Genomic DNA, 18,649 nt, shown 5'->3' on the forward strand with positions numbered 1-18,649 from the left:
CCCGTTCACACCGGCAAGCGGGCCTCTTTATTCGCCAAACCGCGTCAGTTCGCGCGCAAAATCCAGCGGCCGGACACCGCTTGCCGCACGGTCATCCTGAGTGAGTTGATCGGACGGGATAAACCAGGTGATTTCAAACAGCAGGCCGTCCGGGTCATGACCATAGACACTTTTGTGCACACCGTGATCTTCCTCCAGCCCTAACCGGCCCTCTTGTTCCAGCCGGTCACGAATGCGTTTTAGCTCATGGAGCGAGTCCACTTCCCAGGCCAGATGGTAAAGCCCGGCAGGCGGCTCATGCTCGCCCGGTTGCTCGCCGCGCGCACGAAATACCCCCGCCCGCTGCTGCCCCTGATTTTTGGCAAACAGCGCCAGGTCATGATCGTTTTGTGACTCGGCAGCCTGGGTGAACACCGCCTGACGGCCGTGTGATTTGGGGCGAAAACCAAGAATATCGCGGTAAAATTCGGTGCTTTTTTCCACATCCGATACATACAACACAGCATGATTCAAACGGGTAATTCCCATGCTCATCTCCTTGTGGCTTGATGGGGTAAAACACCATCCTGACACAGGCGCGTTGCACGACATATACGGATTTCAGGCAGCTAACCTCGCCAGATGCATAAGCTGGCAGGCAGGACAAACCCGCAGGGGAAACAGGCAGTAAAAAGAAGAAAAAAAGAAGACGATTCTGGCAAAAAGGCCGCCGGTCAGCGGCCTGCGACCGTCACAAGCTGTAGCTCCAGCGGTTGTGCGCGCAACTGGCGCTCCACTTCCGCGGGCAAGCTGCTGTCGGTGATGATATCGGTCAGTTCAGATAACGGCGAGACGCAAAACAGCGAGTAGGCACCGTATTTACTGCTGTCAGCCAGCAACACGCGGCGACTGGCATTGGCCCCGAGATCTTGTTTGATCCCGGCTTTTTCTTCGGTAGGCGTGGTAATGCCCTTCTCCAGGCTCCACGAGTTACAGCTGATAAAGGCAATATCGGGGTAGACGCTGCGTAACAGGCGGCGGCCATGCTCACCGATGCAAGACTGGCTGCTGTCATCAATGCGCCCGCCGATAATCGTCACCTCAATTTGCTTGAATTCGCATAAAAACAGCGCGATTTGCAAATCGGCGGTGATCACGCGCAGCGGCAGGTGCGTCAGGTTACGTGCCAGCTCCAGCATGGTGGTGCCGGCATCCAGCACCACCGCATTACCCGCTTTGACCAGCGTTGCCGCCTGCCGGGCAATCGCCTGCTTCTCCGCGAGACTACGCTGCAATTTTTCATTGGTAGTGGGCTGGGAAGGAATAAAACGGTTGAGCGTGACCCCGCCGTGACTGCGGCTGATAACACCCTGCTCGTCGAGTTTTATCAAATCGCGGCGGATAGTCGCAGGTGAAGCATCAATGACCGTAACCAGCTCATCCACCGTCACCAGATTGTGACTTTTCAGATAATCCAGAATTTGATCAAGCCGGCTTTGCCCTCTCACTCGCTCTCCGGTTACACGCAATGTATCAGTCAATCTATGCCCCACACCCTATTCAACAGCGTTGCTGCTTTATCACGGTATTACTGCCTGATTACCACCTGCACCAATCGCTGATGGCACAATATCGTATTATGCCATCAGCGCGTCAGGCCTGCTCCTTTTCCCTTCACAAAAAGACAATCAGGCAAAAAGCAGGCCCGCTCACTCACCGAACACGTCCTCTGGCGTGCAAACGCGCAGGGCTATCAGGCCAACGTTATCAAACCAATCAGGCCAATTGCATCGCCAGTTTAATCGAAACGGCCATGCTCTCAGGCTTCGCTTTCCCTGTCCAGGCGATATCAAATGCGGTGCCGTGATCGGCCGAGGTGCGAATAAACGGCAGCCCGGCGGTGATATTCACGCCATCATAAAAGCCCAGCAGTTTGAGCGGAATATGCCCTTGATCGTGATACATCGCCACCACCATGTCATATTGCCCTTCATAGGCCTGTAGGTAGACCGTATCCGGCGGGCACGGGCCGTAAGCGTCAATGCCTTTGGCTTTCATCGCCTCGACAGACGGGCCGACAATGTTAATCTCTTCATCACCAAACAGACCGTTCTCACCGGCATGCGGGTTGACCCCGGCCACGGCGATACGCGGTGCCTGATAGCCCACACGCTTAAGGAAGGTATCGGCCATCGCAATCACGGTTTCCACACGGTCGCGGTTGAGCGTATCCAGAAATTTGCGCAAGGCAATATGGGTGGTGACATGAATCACTTTCAGCTTATCGGTATAGAGCACCATGGCGTAGTCGCGGCTGTTGGTCAGCTTGGCCAGCAGCTCGGTATGCCCCGGATAGAGATGCCCGGCTGAGTGCAACGCTTCTTTGTTAAGTGGTGCGGTAGCGATAGCATGCACTTCGCCGGCCATCGCCAGCGCGGTTGCACGTTTGATACAACGGTAGGCCAAATCACCGGCCTGCGCCTGCACCACACCTTGCCTGAGGCTCTCAGGCTCGGCCAGCGGCTCATTGATAACATTGACAACGCCGGGAGCGAAACGGGCGTCGGCAGGACGCGCGATTTCATTGAGCTCCACCTGCGGCACAATCCCCAGTGCCAGAATACGGCGCAGCGTTTGTATACACCCCACCACCACCACCGGTGCACCAGACAATTCGCCTTCAGCCAGCGACTTAATGATGATTTCCGGGCCAATACCTGCCGGGTCGCCCATCGTTACCGCAATTATTTTACTCACACGCACTCTCCTCAATAAAACGCAAAACATGTAGCAGGGTGGCGTCATCGCCAAACCCGCCCGCTTTCGTCATCACAGGGATATCTCCCACCAGGCTGTCTTGCAGGTGCCCCCAGGGAACACAACCGGCAATCTGCCCCAGAATGCGAAATCCACTGGCTTGCAGCGTACTGGCCGCCGCTATCGCAATATCCCCACCCGATAAATAGAGCCCACCTGGTCGTTGCTGCTGCACTGTCTGTCGTGTCAGCTCACCGAGCCGCTGACTGATGGTTTCCCCCAATTGCTGTCGGCTCATGGCGTAGCGCTGGCACAAGCGCGCTATCTCAAAACGCTGATTGTCGTCATGGCAGGTACGCACAATGCAGTGCTGACCGCGAGCCAGTAACGCCGCTGCCTGCGCTGCGGTCTGAGCCAGCGCCCCGTCACCGGCCAGTAAAGCGTCGATATCCACCGCCAGCACGGTGACATCAGCCCGCTGGCTGGCTGCATGAATCTGTAACTGAGCGATTTCGCTCATTGAGCCGACCACCGCCAGCAACGCACGGCAGGGAGCCGACAATGTCAGGTGCCGCGCCAGGGCATCACTCAACCCGGCGGAACCAACCAGCAACGGCTTTTCTGCCAGTTGGGCCGCCGCGCTGACAATCCGGTCAAGGTCTTCGGGGTGTTCTGCATCCAGAATCACCAACCGGGTTCCCTGTGTCGCCAACTGTTGCAGCGTTGCACTCAAGTCACCGTGACGGATCTGCGCCAGCGACAGGCTTGCCTGTGGCAATACCGTTTGCGCCGCCAGACAGACGCTCACCGAGGCCGAGCGCACTGGTGTTTTCGGGTCGCTGGCGAACTCGCTGTCCGTCACTAACGTGCCATTCACCCATACCTGGCCGTCGCGGGTGATGCGGCCAAGCGCGGGTGCCGCAGGTGCAATCAGCGCCAGCGACAAATCAGCCGCATTCAGTGCGGCTTCAATTTCTGCCCCCAGGTTGCCGCGTAAGGTGGAATCAACTTTTTTTACTATCCAGCCCTCTGCGCCCTGCAGCCGAAAAGCCGCCACCGCCTGAGCCGTGCGTTCTGCGGCAATCGGCGCAGGCAGCGCACGGCTGTCGGTATTGACGACCCACGCGTCACACGGTGGTGCGCTACGCCATTGCACTGCATCAAACAGCACACTGACACGCGCCCCTTTAAGTGCCAGCCCGACACCGGCGTCATTGGCACCGGTAAAATCATCTGCCACCACGAAGACCTGGGTGAGTTCACGCCGCTCAGGCATACTCGCTCTCCATCCGTTCGATAACCTTAAATTGATTATATTGAATCACGATTGATTATATGTGAGCAATATCAAATTATTCAAAACCAATTTCACCTATAAATTAGCCACACAATGCAGGAAACCGATTTATTTCCATCAAAAATCCAGGTTGTGATTGAAATAAATCACTCACATCCCACTGACATCACAGTGAAAAAGCGACAAGACAAGGTCATCGTATGAATATCAACAGCACTCTTATCAGCGGTTATCAGGCACTCGGGGATCTCAGCTACCTGCTGCACGGCAAGCAACAGGTGTTACTGGTCACTGACAAGAACATCATCGGGCTAAGTGGCGTACAGGCACTGATGACACAACTGCAAACCGGCGTGCCGCAACTGACGGTGATAGATAACGTACCGGCAGAGCCAAGCCAGCATGACGTAGCAGCACTGCTGCAACACCTGCCTGAGGCACGGCCTGATCTGGTGGTGGGCGTTGGTGGCGGTAGTGTGCTGGATGTGGCCAAACTGCTGTCCGTGCTGTGTGCCGGGGAAGAGGGCATTACGCTTGAGAGCCTGCTGGAAGGCCGCAAACCCACGCGCCGGGTAACATCGCTGTTGATCCCGACCACCGCGGGCACCGGTTCTGAGGCCACGCCAAATGCGATTCTGGCGATCCCGGAGAAAGAAACCAAAGTGGGCATTATTACCCCGGTGATGCTGCCTGATTACGTCGCGCTGATACCGGAGCTGACCACCAGTATGCCGGCACACATTGCGGCCTCTACCGGCATTGATGCGCTCTGCCATCTGATTGAATGTTTTACCGCTACCATTGCCAACCCGGTAGCCGACAACTATGCGCTGATGGGCATGAAAAAGCTGTTCGCCAGTATTGAAACCGCCGTCAGTGAGCCGGAAAACCTGGAAGCGCGCCTGAACATGCTGTGGGCGTCCTATTATGGCGGGGCCGCCATCGCTCATGCCGGTACTCATCTGGTTCATGCCATGTCTTACCCGTTAGGCGGCAAATACCACATTCCACACGGGGTGGCGAACGCCATTTTATTGGCTCCTTGCATGCGCTTTGTGCAACATGCGGCAGCGGAAAAATTCGCACAAGCCTACGACCTGCTGCCGAATGCCGATGCCACGCTCACCCAGGAACAGAAAGCCGAGGCACTGGTCGATTACTTCAGTGCCCTGGTGAAGCGGCTGAACCTCCCCTCATCGCTGCAACAGTTAGGCATCAGCCGGGATGACTTGCCCTATCTGGTGGATTCCGCCTTGCAAGTGCAGCGACTGATGAAAAATGTCCCGACAGCGGTGCTGGCTGACGATGTGCACGCCATCTATTCAACGCTGTTTTAATCCTGTAGCACGCCAACGTCAGCAGGTTCGCAAACAACGATTTTGATACATAACAGTTGATACATAACGGTTGATGAATAACGAGGCATAACAATGAGTAAACCCATTAAAGGCGTTCTGACAGCGATCGTCACGCCCTTTGACCATCAGGGGGAATTTAGCCCCACCGCCCTGCGCCAGCAGGTTCAACGCCAGATGCGTTACGGCAACGGCATTTTCTGTAACGGCACCAACGGTGAATTCTTTGTGTTGCACACCGACGAGAAAGTTGCCGTCACCGAAACCTGCGTGGATGAAGCCGCCGGAAAAGTGCCTGTCGTGGCACACATCGGTGAAATCTCCACCCGTGAAACCATCAAGCTCGGCAAACGCATCGCCGCGCTGGGCGTGGATGCCGTTTCCGTGATCACGCCGTATTTCGTGCCGCTCAAACAAAGCGAACTGATCGCCCACTACCGTGAAGTGGCCGATGCCCTGCCGGTGCCGGTGTTCATGTACAACATTCCGGCCCGCACCGGCAATACGCTGCAACCTGAAACGGTGCGCGTGCTGGCTGAGCACCCGAACATTATTGGCATCAAGGACAGCGCCGGCAGCTACGAAAGCCTGAGCGGTTTCCTGAGCGCGGTGAAAGATATGCCGAACTGCGATGTGCTCAACGGGCCGGACTCGCTGATTCATCAAGGGTTTGTCGATGGCTGCTCCGCGTGTATTTCTGGTCTTGCCAACGTCGCGCCACGCGCCATTAGCGAAATCTGGCACCGTTTCCACGCCGGTGACATCGAGGGTTCCCGTCAGGCGCAGGAGCAGGTGAGCGATCTGCGCAAAACGCTTTATGCGGTGGCATTTTCACCGGCGGTGGTGAAAAAGGCGCTGGTGCTGATGGGGCAGGATGTTGGCGTCAGCCGTTATCCTATCCAGTTCTCAGCACAAGACGAAGACACCATTCGTCAAATTATTCAACCATTCGCTGAATGAATGAACACTTACCCTTACTCCTACAGGATCGAAAACCATGAACCATTTTGATCTGACTGACACACTTATCATCGTTGGGATAATTGTGTTTTACATTGCCTTTACCTCCTGGCTGACGCTGCGCCTGCGCAGTAAGTCCAACTCGGAATTTATGGAAGGCTCACGCTCACTGCCCGCGTTTATCGTCGGCGTACTGCTGATGACGGAGTTTATCGGTGCCAAATCGACCGTCGGCACCTCACAGGCCGCCTTTGAGAGCGGTATCGCCGCCTCCTGGTCGGTGATTGGCGCGGCCATCGGCTTCCTGCTGTTTGGCATGATTCTGGTGAAGAAGATCTATAACACCGGGAAAATCACCATTTCGGGGGCGATTGCCGAGCGCTACGGCAACACCACCAAAAACATCATTTCCATCATCATGATCTACGCACTGTTGCTGGTTAACGTGGGTAACTACGTCAGCGGCGCGGCGGCCATTTCTACGGTGCTGAAAGTGAGCCTGCCGGTGGCGGCGCTGATTACCGCTATCGTCAGTACCTTCTATTTCTACTTCGGCGGCATCAAAGGCGTTGCCTATGTCACGCTTATCCACAGCGGCCTGAAATACGTTGGGGTGATGATCATTCTGTTCGTGGCGCTGAAAATGACCGGCGGCATCACGCCGATGGTTGAGAAAATGCCGGAATTCTACTGGACCTGGGATGGCAGCATCGGGGCCAGTACCATCGGTGCATGGCTTATCGGCACTATCGGCTCGATTTTCTGTACCCAGTTTGTGATTCAGGCTATCGCGTCCACCAGGGATGAAAAATCCGCCAAGCGCGCCACCTGGATTGCATTCCTGTTCTGTATGCCTATCGCCATTGCGATTGCCATCATCGGTGTCGCCGCCAAATTCGTCCACCCGGAAATCAAGAGCCTGTACGCCCTGCCTATCTTCTTGCAGGACATGAATCCGTGGCTGGCAGGGCTCGTGACTACCTCACTGGTCGCGTCCATCTTCATTAGTGTCAGTACCGTGGCACTGGCGATTGCATCTCTTATCGTGAAAGATTTCTACGTGCCGTACTGCAAACCGACGCCAGAAAAAGAGTTCAAGATGACGCGCGTGTTCTCGCTCATCATCGGTTTCCTGCCGCTGGTGTTCGTGCTGCTGGTGCCGGAAGTGCTGAAACTGTCGTTCTTCACCCGTGCTATCCGCCTGTCGATTTCCGTGGTGGCGATGGTTGCCTTCTACCTGCCGTTCTTTAGCAGTTCCCGTGGTGTCAACGCCGGTTTGATCTTGTCGTGTGTGGTGACATCCGTGTGGTACATCATGGGTAACCCATTTGGCATCGACAACATGTACATCGCGCTGGTAACCCCGGCGATAGTGATGGCGCTTGACCGCTTGATCCCCAACAAAGCCGCCAAAGCCAAAGCGCAAACTCAATCTTCCGTCCCCCATTCTGGAGCCTAAGTAGTCATGACGACCGAAACTATTACCATTGAACGTGACGGCCTGGTGCGCCCGGCTGACGCTGACAACCAACGTCTTGATGCCTACATTCCGTCAGAATGTCCGCAGAATCATGCCGCCAACCTGCTGCATCTGCCCAATGGCGATGTGCTGTGCGTCTGGTTCGGTGGCACGCAGGAAGGGGTGTCTGACATCTCGATTTATCTGTCGCGGCTGGTGAAAGGCAGCGAGCAATGGACGCCCGCCGTCAAGCTCTCCGACGACCCGACCCGCTCCGAACAGAACCCGGTGCTGTTTCTGGCACCGGACGGCGTACTGTGGTTACTGTACACCGCGCAGAAATCCGGCAATCAGGACACCGCCATCGTGCGTTACCGCCAGTCGCTGGATCAAGGCTACACCTGGGGCGAAATCGGCGTACTGCTGGAGCAGCCCGGCACTTTTATCCGCCAGCCGATTACCGTGCTGCCCAACGGCGACTGGCTGCTGCCGGTATTCTACTGCCGCATTCAGCCGGGTGAAAAATGGGTCGGCAACGATGACATCAGCGCGGTGAAGATTTCAAGCGATCGCGGGCAAACCTGGCGTGAGTCGGTGGTGCCGAACAGCACCGGCTGCGTGCACATGAACATCACCCTGCTCAAGGATGGCACCCTGCTGGCGCTGTTCCGCAGCCGCTGGGCCGATTTCATCTACCGCAGCCACTCCACCGACGGCGGCGAAACCTGGTCAGAGCCCGAGGCGACCGATTTGCCGAACAACAACTCGTCGATTCAGGTGACGACACTGGACAACGGCCATCTGGCGCTGGTGTTCAATGCCATGAACGCCGACGGAGCCACCGAGCGCCGCCTGTCGCTGTATGACGAAATCGAAGATGAAGAAGAAACCGACGCCAAAATGCCAGAGGTTTCTTCCGGTCGCAGCGCCTTCTGGGGCGCGCCGCGTGCGCCGATGACGCTGGCGATTTCCGAAGACGGCGGGAAAACCTGGCCGTGGCAGCGCAATCTGGAAGTGGGTGACGGGTATTGCATGACCAACAACTCCACCGACAAGCGCAACCGCGAGTTCTCCTACCCCAGTATCAAGCAGGGGTCGGATGGCAAGCTGCACATCGCGTTTACCTACTTCCGCCAGGCGATTAAGTACGTCAGCGTCAGCGAAGCGTGGGTCAAAGGTTAATATCGCCCCACCTCTCCCTCCCCTGCTTGCGGGGAGGGAAAAACGCTGGCTCGCCCATTTCCCCTACTTGCTAAGGAACCGCTTATGATCGCAGGTAATCTGAATCATCTGCCGCTGGCAACGCTACCCGAACCGCTGTGGCACATTCTTTCTGGCTTCACGCTGGCACAGTTAAACGCCTTGCCGGAAGGCAAATACCAGCCGGACGGCGTTGACTGGTTCTACTCCATCGGCACCGTATCCACCGCCCCGAGAGCCGGGCGTCATACCGAATTTCACCGCCGTTTTCTCGACATCCAGCTAGTTCTGGCAGGCGAAGAGATAATCGGCTACGACCTGAACGACGCCCGCGATCGTCCTGCGACCGAGCGCAAACCGGATCTGTTTATTCTGGAACAACCACAGGTGCCGCACGCCATCCGGCTCAGTGCCGGGGATTTCGTCACGTTTTATCCCGGCGAGCCGCATCAGGCACTGTGCGCCATTGATGACACACCGGCTGCGGTGAAAAAAGCGGTGTTCAAAATCCCGCTCGGGCTGCTGCATTCACAGGAGTAAACCGCATGTCAGACGCGAAACGGGCGCTGATCACCGGCAGCAGTTCCGGTATCGGTGCGGCCATTACCACGACCCTGCTGGCAGAAGGCTGGAAAGTGATTGGTGTATCACGCAAGCCCGGCATGCATCAGCATCCCAACTTCACGCATCACGCACTGGATATTACTGACCTGTCGGCACTCGCTGACTGGCTCGATAGCCTGCCAGCCCTTGATGCCGTGGTGCACGCGGCGGGGGCCATGAAAGCCGCCAGGCTAGGCCAGCTGGACTACGCCGACAGCGCACAGTTGTGGAAGCTGCACATTCAGGTAGCTGAGGTGCTGGCTGACCGGCTGGTGAGTAAACTGCCGCAGGGCGGGCGCATCGTGCTGTTAGGCAGCCGCACAGCCAGCGGAGCCGCCGGACGCAGCCAATATGTTGCCACCAAGTCAGCGATGATTGGCATGGTGAGAAGCTGGGCGGCAGAGCTGGCTCCCTGCGGCATTACCGTGAATATCGTGGCTCCGGGGGCAACAGAAACACCGATGCTCCACCAGCCCGGCAGACAAAGTTCGCCGCCGAAGCTGCCACCGATTGGCCGGTTTATCCAGCCACAGGAAGTCGCTTCGCTGGTAGCCTACCTGCTCTCGCCAATGGCATCCGCCATTACCGGGCAACAGCTGGTCATCTGCGGTGGGGCCTCGCTCTGACTTCGTGATGACCGGTAACAGACCGTGTTCACGTCGTCGCCTTATCGACAAGCTCCGGCCTCGCACCCAGGCCGGGGCTTCTGTCATTGCTGAGGTTGAACAATGATCTGCGTTATCTCAGACGCAATACCGCACCTGACGATGTTAAACCCGACACATGTTCATCAAGGGTAAACTGGCTGACGGACTGTTTAAGCTGATGTGAGTGCGTTTCCAGATAAGCCGTTTCTGTCGTCGTCTGCTCAACCATCGCCGCATTTTGCTGGGTCGAGCGCTCCATTTCGCTAAGCGCCTGCGCTATCTCTTGCGTGGCAACAGATTGCTCCGCCGAGGTATCTGCAATTTTACTGATAAATTCACTCGATAAATCAACAGCCTGATTAATTCGCTGCATCGCTTCGGCCGCCCGACTGATTTCGCTATACCCGGCACCGATCTGGCCGGATGACGCCTCAATGAGTTTTTTGATCTCGTGTGCCGACGAGGTGGTTTTCTGTGACAACGCACGAATTTCCGCCGCCACGACGGAAAACCCGCGCCCAACCTCTCCGGCGCGGGCGGCCTCAACGGCGGCATTAATCGCCAGAATATTGGTCTGAAACGCGATGCCCTCAATCACTTTGGTGATGGACGAAATACTGTCGGAGTGCTGTTTAATACTCTCCATGGTACTGACAATTTGGTTCACCTGCTGATAGCCCTGATGTGTTTCATTCGCGGCATTCTCTGATAACTCGCTGGCCTGTCTGGCATTGGCGGCATTCTCCCGTACGGATGCCGACACCTGCCCCATCGCCGAGGACGTTTGCTGCAAGGCTGCCGCCTGCGTATCGGTACGCTGTGACAAGGCTGCACTGCTTTTGCTGATGTTCTCACTGGCAGCCGTCACCCCATCGGCGCTATTGAGCACATTGGCCACTATCGCTATCAATGACTGGCGCATCGTTTCTATCGCGGCCATCACACTGTGCTGCTGCTTTTCATCAATGGCCGTTTTCACCGCCAAATTACCGGAGGCAATCGCCCGGGTCATCGCCAGCAACACCGCAGGCTCTGCGCCTAATGCCTGAAGAATACGGCGTCGGGTTGTCAGCATCGCTAATGCACCCAGTAATATGGCCACCAATAAAATAACGGGCATCGCCACCGTAAAATATCGGGCTGTGTCTCTGGCTGAGTGCGTTAATTGATTATTCTGAGCCGCTTTATCATTAATGAATGCATTCACATCAGCCAGCCATTGCACAAAGGTACCTCGCCCTTCATTCAATAATAAAATACGTGCTACATCCGTTTTCCCCTCGCTTTGCAGACGAATCAGTTTCTCAATAATCGCGCGGGTTTTACTGTCTGAACGCTGAATATTCTGATACAACTGCTTTTCTTTTTCTGTCGCTTCCAATTGGCGTAACATCACCTCAAGCTGGGTATCTGACTGTTGGTAAAATCTCGACAACTCATTAATATTATTAACAATGCCAGGCAATTCCTGTTTATCGGCGATCAGTAAATCACGCACCGCAATCGACCTGTCATGCACACTGCCACGCAAGTTCACGGCATAAAATTGCTTCACGCTGTTTTCATCATTAATTTCAGTTAATATTGAACTGATATGACGAATAGTCAGTAGCCCCAACACGCCCAACAAAACACTAACGACAATCGGAATAATAAAGCCAACAACAATTTGTTTTTTTACCGTCATGGTATTTTTCATACTGCCTCCGGTGCCAACGTAATCAATCACCATTTATTTTCATTTCAGTCGTATTTTTATTTCATACTAAGTTAAATTAGCGCGGTAATCGATAGGTCAGTACATCGTCTCATGCTATTAATACGATTGGAGACAATGATATAACGGCCATAACACGGCCAACGGCGACACTCTGTGGCTCATTTTGGCAACCGGCTCCCCCTGACCACTACACCCCGTCAGCACAGATAACACCGGCTGCCACCAGCGAGTCATGCCCGCAGGAAAATGCACGGTTGCTGTTAGCGCTTATCGATAAATGCGCGGTATTTCTCCAGCAACGCCAGAAAATCATCCAGCCCGCACAGCGACAGGCTTTCCTCATCGTAATAGCTCATGCCCTCTTCCAGCTCGTCGGTTTCAAACGCCAGTTGGTTAGCGCGCACCATCACTTCTTCGCTGTCCAGCAGTAGTGTGTATTCATGACCGGCACGCTCCCACTGGCGTTCGCTGCCAGAAAGCTCACGCACGGCGGCCTCAACTTCATCCAGCACCGCCTGTTCACCTTTGACTTCTTCATTTAACCAGTGGCCAACGGCTTCATGCCCCATCGACATGCGCACCACGACCTGCCCGGTCACATCACGTAAAAATTCATAATCCATGTTCGTTCTCCTGTGTTCCACCGGTACATTTACGCAGGTGGCCAATGTACTCTGGCGGTAAAAAGAGCAAAAAAGGGAGACCTCTCGGCCTCCCTTCCTTTGTGACGACGAACTATAGCGATTTAGACGGCCGTCTGGAAGATAACCTTGTCAGCTTTATCAGCGTATTGCTGCAACTGATCAAAGTTGAGATAACGGTAGGTATCCGCTGCCGTTTTATCTACCTGCGCCATATATGCCTGATACTCTTGCGGCGTTGGCAGCTTCCCTAACAGGGCTGCCACAGCGGCCAGTTCGGCTGAAGCCAGGTACACGTTAGCCCCATTGCCCAGACGGTTCGGGAAGTTACGGGTCGATGTGGAAACGACAGTTGAACCATCGGCCACACGCGCCTGATTACCCATACACAGCGAACAGCCAGGGATTTCAACCCGAGCACCACTCTTACCAAATACGCTGTAGTAACCCTCTTCGGTCAGTTGTGCTGCATCCATACGGGTCGGCGGAGCCACCCACAGGCGCGTTGGTAACTGACCTTTGTTTTGATCCAACAGTTTGCCTGCGGCACGGAAATGGCCGATGTTGGTCATACAAGAGCCGATAAACACTTCATCGATCTTGTCGCCCTGCACATCAGACAGCAAACGCGCATCATCGGGATCGTTCGGCGCACACAGAATCGGCTCTTTGATCTCATCAAGATCAATGTCGATCACTGCGGCGTATTCCGCATCGGCATCAGCCTCAAGCAACTGCGGGTCTGCCAGCCATTTTTCCATGCCCTGAATACGGCGCTCCAGCGTGCGGCGGTCGCCATAACCTTCAGCAATCATCCACTTCAGCAGCACAATATTCGAGTTCAGGTACTCGATAATCGGCTCTTTATTCAGCTTGATGGTACAGCCTGCCGCCGAGCGTTCAGCCGAGGCATCCGTCAGTTCAAACGCCTGCTCGACTTTCAAGTCTGGCAAACCTTCGATTTCCAGAATGCGCCCGGAGAAGATGTTTTTCTTGCCTTTCTTCTCAACGGTCAGCAAGCCTTGTTTGATAGCGTAGAACGGGATCGCATGAACCAGATCACGCAGGGTAATGCCCGGTTGCATCTGGCCTTTAAAACGCACCAGCACCGATTCCGGCATATCCAGCGGCATCACGCCGGTTGCAGCGGCAAACGCCACCAGACCAGAGCCAGCCGGAAAAGAGATACCAATCGGGAAACGGGTATGAGAGTCACCACCGGTGCCAACGGTATCAGGCAGCAGCATGCGGTTAAGCCAGGAGTGGATAACACCATCCCCCGGACGCAGCGACACACCGCCACGGTTCATGATGAAGTCCGGCAGGGTATGGTGAGTCGTGACATCGACCGGCTTTGGATAGGCTGCGGTGTGGCAGAATGACTGCATCACCAGATCAGCGGAGAAGCCGAGACACGCCAAATCTTTCAACTCGTCGCGGGTCATCGGGCCGGTGGTATCTTGCGAGCCGACTGACGTCATTTTCGGTTCACAATAGGCACCAGGACGAACGCCAGTGACGCCGCACGCACGGCCCACCATTTTCTGCGCCAGCGAGAAGCCGCGTTCACTCAGCGCGACATCTTTCGCCTGACGGAATACCTCACTGTGCGGTAAACCGAGAGACTCACGCGCTTTCGCCGTCAAACCACGGCCGATAATCAGCGGAATACGACCACCGGCACGGACTTCATCCAGCAGGACGTCGGTTTTCAGCTCAAAACTCGCCAGCAGTTCATTGGTTTCGTGATGACGCACTTCCCCCTTGTACGGGTAGATGTCAATCACATCGCCCATATTCAGTTTGGTGACATCCACTTCAATCGGCAATGCACCGGCATCTTCCATGGTGTTAAAGAAGATAGGAGCAATCTTGCCGCCCAGCACTACGCCGCCCGCACGCTTATTCGGCACGTTCGGGATATCTTCACCCATGAACCACAGCACCGAGTTAGTGGCGGATTTACGCGAAGAGCCTGTCCCGACCACATCCCCGACATACGCCAGTGGAAAGCCTTTCTCGTTGAGGGCGTCGATCTGTTTGATAGGGCCAACTGCGCCGGGTTGATCCGGTTCAATACCTTCACGGGCATTTTTCAGCATCGCCAGCGCATGCAGCGGAATATCCGGGCGTGACCAGGCATCTTGCGCCGGTGAAAGGTCATCGGTGTTAGTTTCACCCGTCACTTTAAATACGGTGACGGTGATTTTTTCAGCCAGTTGTTCACGGGAGAGGAACCATTCAGCATCAGCCCAGGATTTCACCACCTGTTGCGCATAGCTGTTACCTGCTTTGGCTTTTTCTTCCACATCATAGAAGTTGTCAAACATCAGCAGGGTATGAGACAACGCTTTCGCTGCAACTGCGGCCAACGCCGGGTTATCCAACGCGTCAATCAACGGATGAATGTTGTAGCCACCCTGCATAGTACCGAGCAACTCGGTTGCTTTTTCCGGGGTGACGAGAGGAGAAACCGTCTCGCCTTTGGTGATGGCAGCCAGGAAACCGGCTTTGACGTAGGCCGCCTCATCGACACCAGGCGGAACGCGGTTGACTAACAAATCGACTAAAAACTCTTCTTCTCCGGCGGGGGGATTTTTCAGCAACTCCACCAATGCCGCCATCTGCGAAGCCTCTAACGGTTTGGGTACGATCCCTTGTGCAGCCCGCTCGGCTACGTGCTTGCGATATTCTTCTAGCACGACGTTCTCCTCGCTCTCATTGTCTAATTATGCCCGGCACTCAGTTCCAGGTTATTCCCCTACTTCACGTTGCCGGTACGTTGGCTTTTGTTACCCTGCCCTGCGGGCCGTGACAAACCACTTTAACATCAGTCTTTAACATCAGTTTTTGCCGGGTTGTCACTCCTCCGATCACCGATTTGAGTGAACGGTATTGGATTCGTTTACACTGGCCCCGCCACGCAAATGATTTATGATCATTACCGATCTTGATGAATGAGCTGTGCGTGAATAGCCAAAACCAGCGGCCCAGTCCAGCTAATCGAGCATACCAGAGTTCAAACTGATTGTTAATTCGTTTACATTAAAGCAACATTTCATAAATAAGCTGCCCGTCACGGTTATTTTTATATTTTCGGTTCCCGTGTTGACGCAACGTACTCATACCTTTCATTTAACAGCGCTGTACCAGCACGATATCGGGACACCAGCGCTCGCCGCGCAACCCGTAATTCAGTAAATGGGCTATAAAGGCCAGCATAGCAGTTGACATGAAAATCAACCATTGGGTAACCCACATAAACGAAAAGGATAATGAGAAAGAAAGCCCTGCGTCTGGCTCACTTGAGTCGTCAGGGTTTCCCCGTTATCGTCAACCGATGCCGCATACGATTTGCGGCCTATACTTGATGCCCTGTTCACGGCATTGTGCTTCTTCTTCATTCACCTGCAAATGACCCGAGCCGATATTACTATGTCTGCCCATTCCAGCCTCACCCGCCAACTGGCGGATCTTATTGTCTCAACGCAGCCTGAGACTCACGCCCTGCCTCTTGCCCGTGAGGGCGTCATCGATTTTCTCGCCTGCGTACTGCCCGTCTGGTATGGCGCGGTTGTCGATAGCGGCCTGACACCGCTAAAGTCTGTGTATAGCGGCCGCGACAGCCAGACTCGCAGCCTGCTGCTGGGCTACGCCGGTCACGCTCTCGATTTTGATGACTTCCACTCAGGGTTCCGCGGGCATCCCAGCACCGTTATTCTGCCAGCCCTGTTCGCACTGGCCAGTGAGCGCACCCTCACCGAAACCGCATTTCTCAGCGCCTATGTCATCGGTATAGAAACAGCCGGGCGGCTCGGATTGGCCGCCGGGCCGCGTCATTACAGCCTTGGCTACCATAACACCGCCACGCTTGGCCCGTTGGCCGCTGCGGCAGCCGTATGCCATGCTTGCCGGGCATCCGCCGGGCAAACCGCGAATGCGCTCGGTATTGCCGCCACACAGGCAGCCGGGTTGCGTGCGCAATTCGGTTCAGCCATGAAACCGCTGCATGCGGGGCTGGCGGCTCGCGCTGGCTTAAGTGCTGCTCAACTGGCATTTGCCGGATTTCACGGCAACCACGACACGGTGCTGGATGCCTTTCTCCTTGCCCACGGCGATGGCCAGCATCACAGTGAAGCGTTGATAGCCGATTGGGGAAAACCGTGGCGCATTGTTTCTCCTGGGCTCACCTTCAAGCGTTACCCCACCTGTGGCGGTACACACAGTGCGGCAGAAGCCGCCTTTCAACTACGGGCTGAGTGGCAGCGGCATACCAACCTGCCGTTTGAGCAGTTAGCCGCATCCGTTGAGCGAATCACCGTTTCCTTCCCGCCCGGTGGTGATGCTGCTCCATTTATCCATCAGGCCCGCACCGGTGTTGAGGGGCGTTTTAGTCTGGAATATGTGATTGCAGCGGCACTCATCAAGGGTGAATTACGCCTGGATCGCTTTAGTGAAAGCCCGGTTGACGCGCATATCGCCGCACTGGCCAGCACCGTCACCCGAAAGCCTGACCTGAATGCACCACCGGATGAGCTAAACCCCGACGCGCGTTTTCATGACGTCAGCCTGTGGCTAAAAGGGGGAGACAGCCTGAACGCCAGAGTAAGCTGGCAGCAAACCGCCGCCATTCGAACAGATGTCACCGCCAAACTTGACCAGACGCTGGCACTGCTGCCGACCCTGCCCGCCAGCCAAATACGCCAGGCCAGCTTGCTGGCCGCACCGGGGTCACTATCAGCGCTGGTGAACGTGCTGTCATAACCGCCAATGTCGCCGGCCGTTTCGGTGCACACCCCGCTAGCGCACCGAACGCCCCGTTGACACACCCAGCATACTATCCAGCCAGTGAAATACCGCGTCCTGCTGTTCCTGATAAAACACATGTCCCAGTTCCGGCCAGATGCGCGTTTCCAGTTGTGCCTGCGCGTGTTGCGACTGCCATACCTGATGCAGGCGTTGATAAGCGGCTTCGACAACCGGTTGAGCAAACAAAGGGTCTTTGCCACCGTTGAAAAACAGCATCGGGCGCGGAGCGGCAATACTGGCCACATCAGGAAAATCAAGATGTGCAGGCAAGCCGGGGTGCAGCATATAAAACGATGACTGACCGCGCAGAATGTTATTGCCAGGCACCATCAGCCCTTCATAGGTGCCCATCCAGGCGATGGCGGCGCTGGCCGCCGCTTTATCGGATAACGCCGCCAGTTGCCAGGCCCGATACGCTCCCATCGAAAACCCGAGCACACCGACGCGTTTCGGGTCAACGTCAGGCAACGAGGCCAAAAAATCCAGCGCGCGCGTATCTTCATAGGCAACAAGGCCCGCCAGCGAGCGGCCAAGGTTAAAGAAATTGCTGGCCAGCGCCTGCTGTTGCTCGTATTTCAGCGGCCCCCGGTCACCGAATCCCAGTGCGTCCACGGCCAAGACTACATACCCTCGCCCGGCCAGTTCATCACCTACAAAACGCCCGGAGAAGTAGCGTTCTGCCCAGGCGGTGGCGGAGGCTATACGGCCCTCATCGCCCCACGGACGGACCATTTTCTCTTTACCGATGTCAAATTTCGCGCCGTGATCGTGCAGTAACAACACCGCCGGATGCGGCCCCGGCGTTTTCGGCACTAACAGTAATCCTGGCACCCGGCTTTCATCTGTGAGGTTAAAGGCTACCTTTTGTGCGACATACGTCCCTCTATCCTGACTATCAATGACCTGGGGTGTAAAAGCGCGTCGGGAATCTGGCGTCAATAGCTGTGAGCGCACCACTTGTCTGGCGTGTTTCTGCCAGTCGGCAAAATGGTGATAACGCCCGGACAGCCAGGAGTCAGGATAAGTAAGCTGTTGTTTGAGTTGTGGATAGAACGTGGGCAACGCGTCATCGGTGATTGCACGCGTTGTGTAAGCAGCATCATTAGCCATAAGCGAAAAACTGACCAGACAAGCTATCAAGGCACTGAGAATACGACGTAAACTGAATTTTTTCATGGACGTTCTGATGAACGTTTTCATGCACACCGTCATGAGATCTCCC

General features: G+C 55.5%; 15 protein-coding genes. 7 read left to right on the forward strand and 8 right to left on the reverse strand.

Annotated elements, in window-relative coordinates:
* Positions 1-27: 27 nt before the first annotated feature.
* From DAQ1742_RS17130 to dtnK, 4 genes are all read right to left on the reverse strand, one after another.
* Positions 28-528, reverse strand: a complete 501-nt coding sequence (locus tag DAQ1742_RS17130; RefSeq protein WP_035344141.1) for a VOC family protein — start codon at positions 526-528, stop codon at positions 28-30.
* Between the two features lie 185 nt (positions 529-713).
* Positions 714-1,532 (reverse strand): DeoR/GlpR family DNA-binding transcription regulator, encoded by an 819-nt coding sequence (locus DAQ1742_RS17135; protein WP_035344143.1) that lies wholly within the window; start codon positions 1,530-1,532, stop codon positions 714-716.
* 223 nt (positions 1,533-1,755) lie between these two features.
* On the reverse strand, positions 1,756-2,736 hold the full coding sequence (locus DAQ1742_RS17140; RefSeq protein WP_035344145.1) for a D-threonate 4-phosphate dehydrogenase: 981 nt from the start codon (positions 2,734-2,736) through the stop codon (positions 1,756-1,758).
* On the reverse strand, positions 2,729-4,012 hold the full coding sequence (dtnK, locus tag DAQ1742_RS17145) for a D-threonate kinase (RefSeq protein WP_035344147.1): 1,284 nt from the start codon (positions 4,010-4,012) through the stop codon (positions 2,729-2,731). The genes DAQ1742_RS17140 and dtnK overlap by 8 nt, the downstream gene beginning before the upstream one ends.
* 221 nt (positions 4,013-4,233) lie before the next feature.
* Here dtnK and DAQ1742_RS17150 point away from each other — a divergent pair, with 221 nt between their 5' ends.
* From DAQ1742_RS17150 to DAQ1742_RS17175, 6 genes are all read left to right on the forward strand, one after another.
* A complete protein-coding gene (locus DAQ1742_RS17150) occupies positions 4,234-5,370 on the forward strand; it encodes an iron-containing alcohol dehydrogenase (RefSeq protein ID WP_035344149.1) in 1,137 nt (378 codons plus the stop codon).
* Between the two features lie 93 nt (positions 5,371-5,463).
* Positions 5,464-6,348 carry a dihydrodipicolinate synthase family protein gene (locus DAQ1742_RS17155; RefSeq protein ID WP_035344151.1) on the forward strand — a complete coding sequence of 295 codons (885 nt, stop codon included), beginning with the start codon at positions 5,464-5,466 and terminating at the stop codon, positions 6,346-6,348.
* A 37-nt stretch (positions 6,349-6,385) separates the two neighbouring features.
* Positions 6,386-7,807: a sodium:solute symporter family protein gene (locus DAQ1742_RS17160; RefSeq protein WP_035344153.1), complete on the forward strand. Its 1,422-nt coding sequence runs from the start codon at positions 6,386-6,388 to the stop codon at positions 7,805-7,807.
* A gap of 6 nt (positions 7,808-7,813) precedes the next feature.
* Positions 7,814-8,989 carry a sialidase family protein gene (locus DAQ1742_RS17165; RefSeq protein WP_035344155.1) on the forward strand — a complete coding sequence of 392 codons (1,176 nt, stop codon included), beginning with the start codon at positions 7,814-7,816 and terminating at the stop codon, positions 8,987-8,989.
* 84 nt (positions 8,990-9,073) lie between these two features.
* Positions 9,074-9,547, forward strand: coding sequence for a YhcH/YjgK/YiaL family protein (locus DAQ1742_RS17170; RefSeq protein ID WP_035344157.1), 474 nt, complete (start codon positions 9,074-9,076; stop codon positions 9,545-9,547).
* Between the two features lie 5 nt (positions 9,548-9,552).
* Complete coding sequence (locus DAQ1742_RS17175; RefSeq protein ID WP_035344159.1) at positions 9,553-10,236, forward strand: SDR family NAD(P)-dependent oxidoreductase; 684 nt, start codon at positions 9,553-9,555, stop codon at positions 10,234-10,236.
* Between the two features lie 112 nt (positions 10,237-10,348).
* Here the strand turns inward: DAQ1742_RS17175 and DAQ1742_RS17180 are convergent, their stop codons facing one another.
* The 3 genes from DAQ1742_RS17180 to acnB all read right to left on the reverse strand — a co-directional run bounded on the left by DAQ1742_RS17180 (position 10,349) and on the right by acnB (position 15,320).
* A complete protein-coding gene (locus DAQ1742_RS17180) occupies positions 10,349-11,956 on the reverse strand; it encodes a methyl-accepting chemotaxis protein (protein WP_067487524.1) in 1,608 nt (535 codons plus the stop codon).
* A gap of 281 nt (positions 11,957-12,237) precedes the next feature.
* A complete protein-coding gene (gene yacL / locus DAQ1742_RS17185) occupies positions 12,238-12,600 on the reverse strand; it encodes a protein YacL (protein ID WP_035344161.1) in 363 nt (120 codons plus the stop codon).
* 122 nt (positions 12,601-12,722) lie between these two features.
* Positions 12,723-15,320, reverse strand: a complete 2,598-nt coding sequence (acnB, locus tag DAQ1742_RS17190; protein WP_071604109.1) for a bifunctional aconitate hydratase 2/2-methylisocitrate dehydratase — start codon at positions 15,318-15,320, stop codon at positions 12,723-12,725.
* 733 nt (positions 15,321-16,053) lie between these two features.
* On the opposite strand from acnB, the gene DAQ1742_RS17195 reads away from it, so the two are divergent.
* On the forward strand, positions 16,054-17,382 hold the full coding sequence (locus DAQ1742_RS17195) for an MmgE/PrpD family protein (protein ID WP_035344164.1): 1,329 nt from the start codon (positions 16,054-16,056) through the stop codon (positions 17,380-17,382).
* Between the two features lie 36 nt (positions 17,383-17,418).
* On the opposite strand, the gene DAQ1742_RS17200 is transcribed toward DAQ1742_RS17195, so the two are convergent.
* Positions 17,419-18,603, reverse strand: coding sequence for a dienelactone hydrolase family protein (locus DAQ1742_RS17200; RefSeq protein ID WP_035346321.1), 1,185 nt, complete (start codon positions 18,601-18,603; stop codon positions 17,419-17,421).
* Positions 18,604-18,649 lie beyond the last annotated feature (46 nt).

Source organism: Dickeya aquatica (genome assembly GCF_900095885.1).
In the GTDB taxonomy this organism is placed as follows: domain Bacteria; phylum Pseudomonadota; class Gammaproteobacteria; order Enterobacterales; family Enterobacteriaceae; genus Dickeya; species Dickeya aquatica.

Coding starts and splice junctions, on each gene's coding strand:
- DAQ1742_RS17165 (WP_035344155.1), top strand. CDS start 7,814: ATGACGACCGAAACTATTACCATTGAACGTGACGGCCTGGTGCGCCCG.
- DAQ1742_RS17180 (WP_067487524.1), bottom strand. CDS start 11,956: ATGAAAAATACCATGACGGTAAAAAAACAAATTGTTGTTGGCTTTATT.
- DAQ1742_RS17170 (WP_035344157.1), top strand. CDS start 9,074: ATGATCGCAGGTAATCTGAATCATCTGCCGCTGGCAACGCTACCCGAA.
- DAQ1742_RS17160 (WP_035344153.1), top strand. CDS start 6,386: ATGAACCATTTTGATCTGACTGACACACTTATCATCGTTGGGATAATT.
- DAQ1742_RS17195 (WP_035344164.1), top strand. CDS start 16,054: ATGTCTGCCCATTCCAGCCTCACCCGCCAACTGGCGGATCTTATTGTC.
- DAQ1742_RS17200 (WP_035346321.1), bottom strand. CDS start 18,603: ATGAAAAAATTCAGTTTACGTCGTATTCTCAGTGCCTTGATAGCTTGT.
- DAQ1742_RS17150 (WP_035344149.1), top strand. CDS start 4,234: ATGAATATCAACAGCACTCTTATCAGCGGTTATCAGGCACTCGGGGAT.
- DAQ1742_RS17130 (WP_035344141.1), bottom strand. CDS start 528: ATGGGAATTACCCGTTTGAATCATGCTGTGTTGTATGTATCGGATGTG.
- DAQ1742_RS17155 (WP_035344151.1), top strand. CDS start 5,464: ATGAGTAAACCCATTAAAGGCGTTCTGACAGCGATCGTCACGCCCTTT.
- yacL (WP_035344161.1), bottom strand. CDS start 12,600: ATGGATTATGAATTTTTACGTGATGTGACCGGGCAGGTCGTGGTGCGC.
- dtnK (WP_035344147.1), bottom strand. CDS start 4,012: ATGCCTGAGCGGCGTGAACTCACCCAGGTCTTCGTGGTGGCAGATGAT.
- DAQ1742_RS17175 (WP_035344159.1), top strand. CDS start 9,553: ATGTCAGACGCGAAACGGGCGCTGATCACCGGCAGCAGTTCCGGTATC.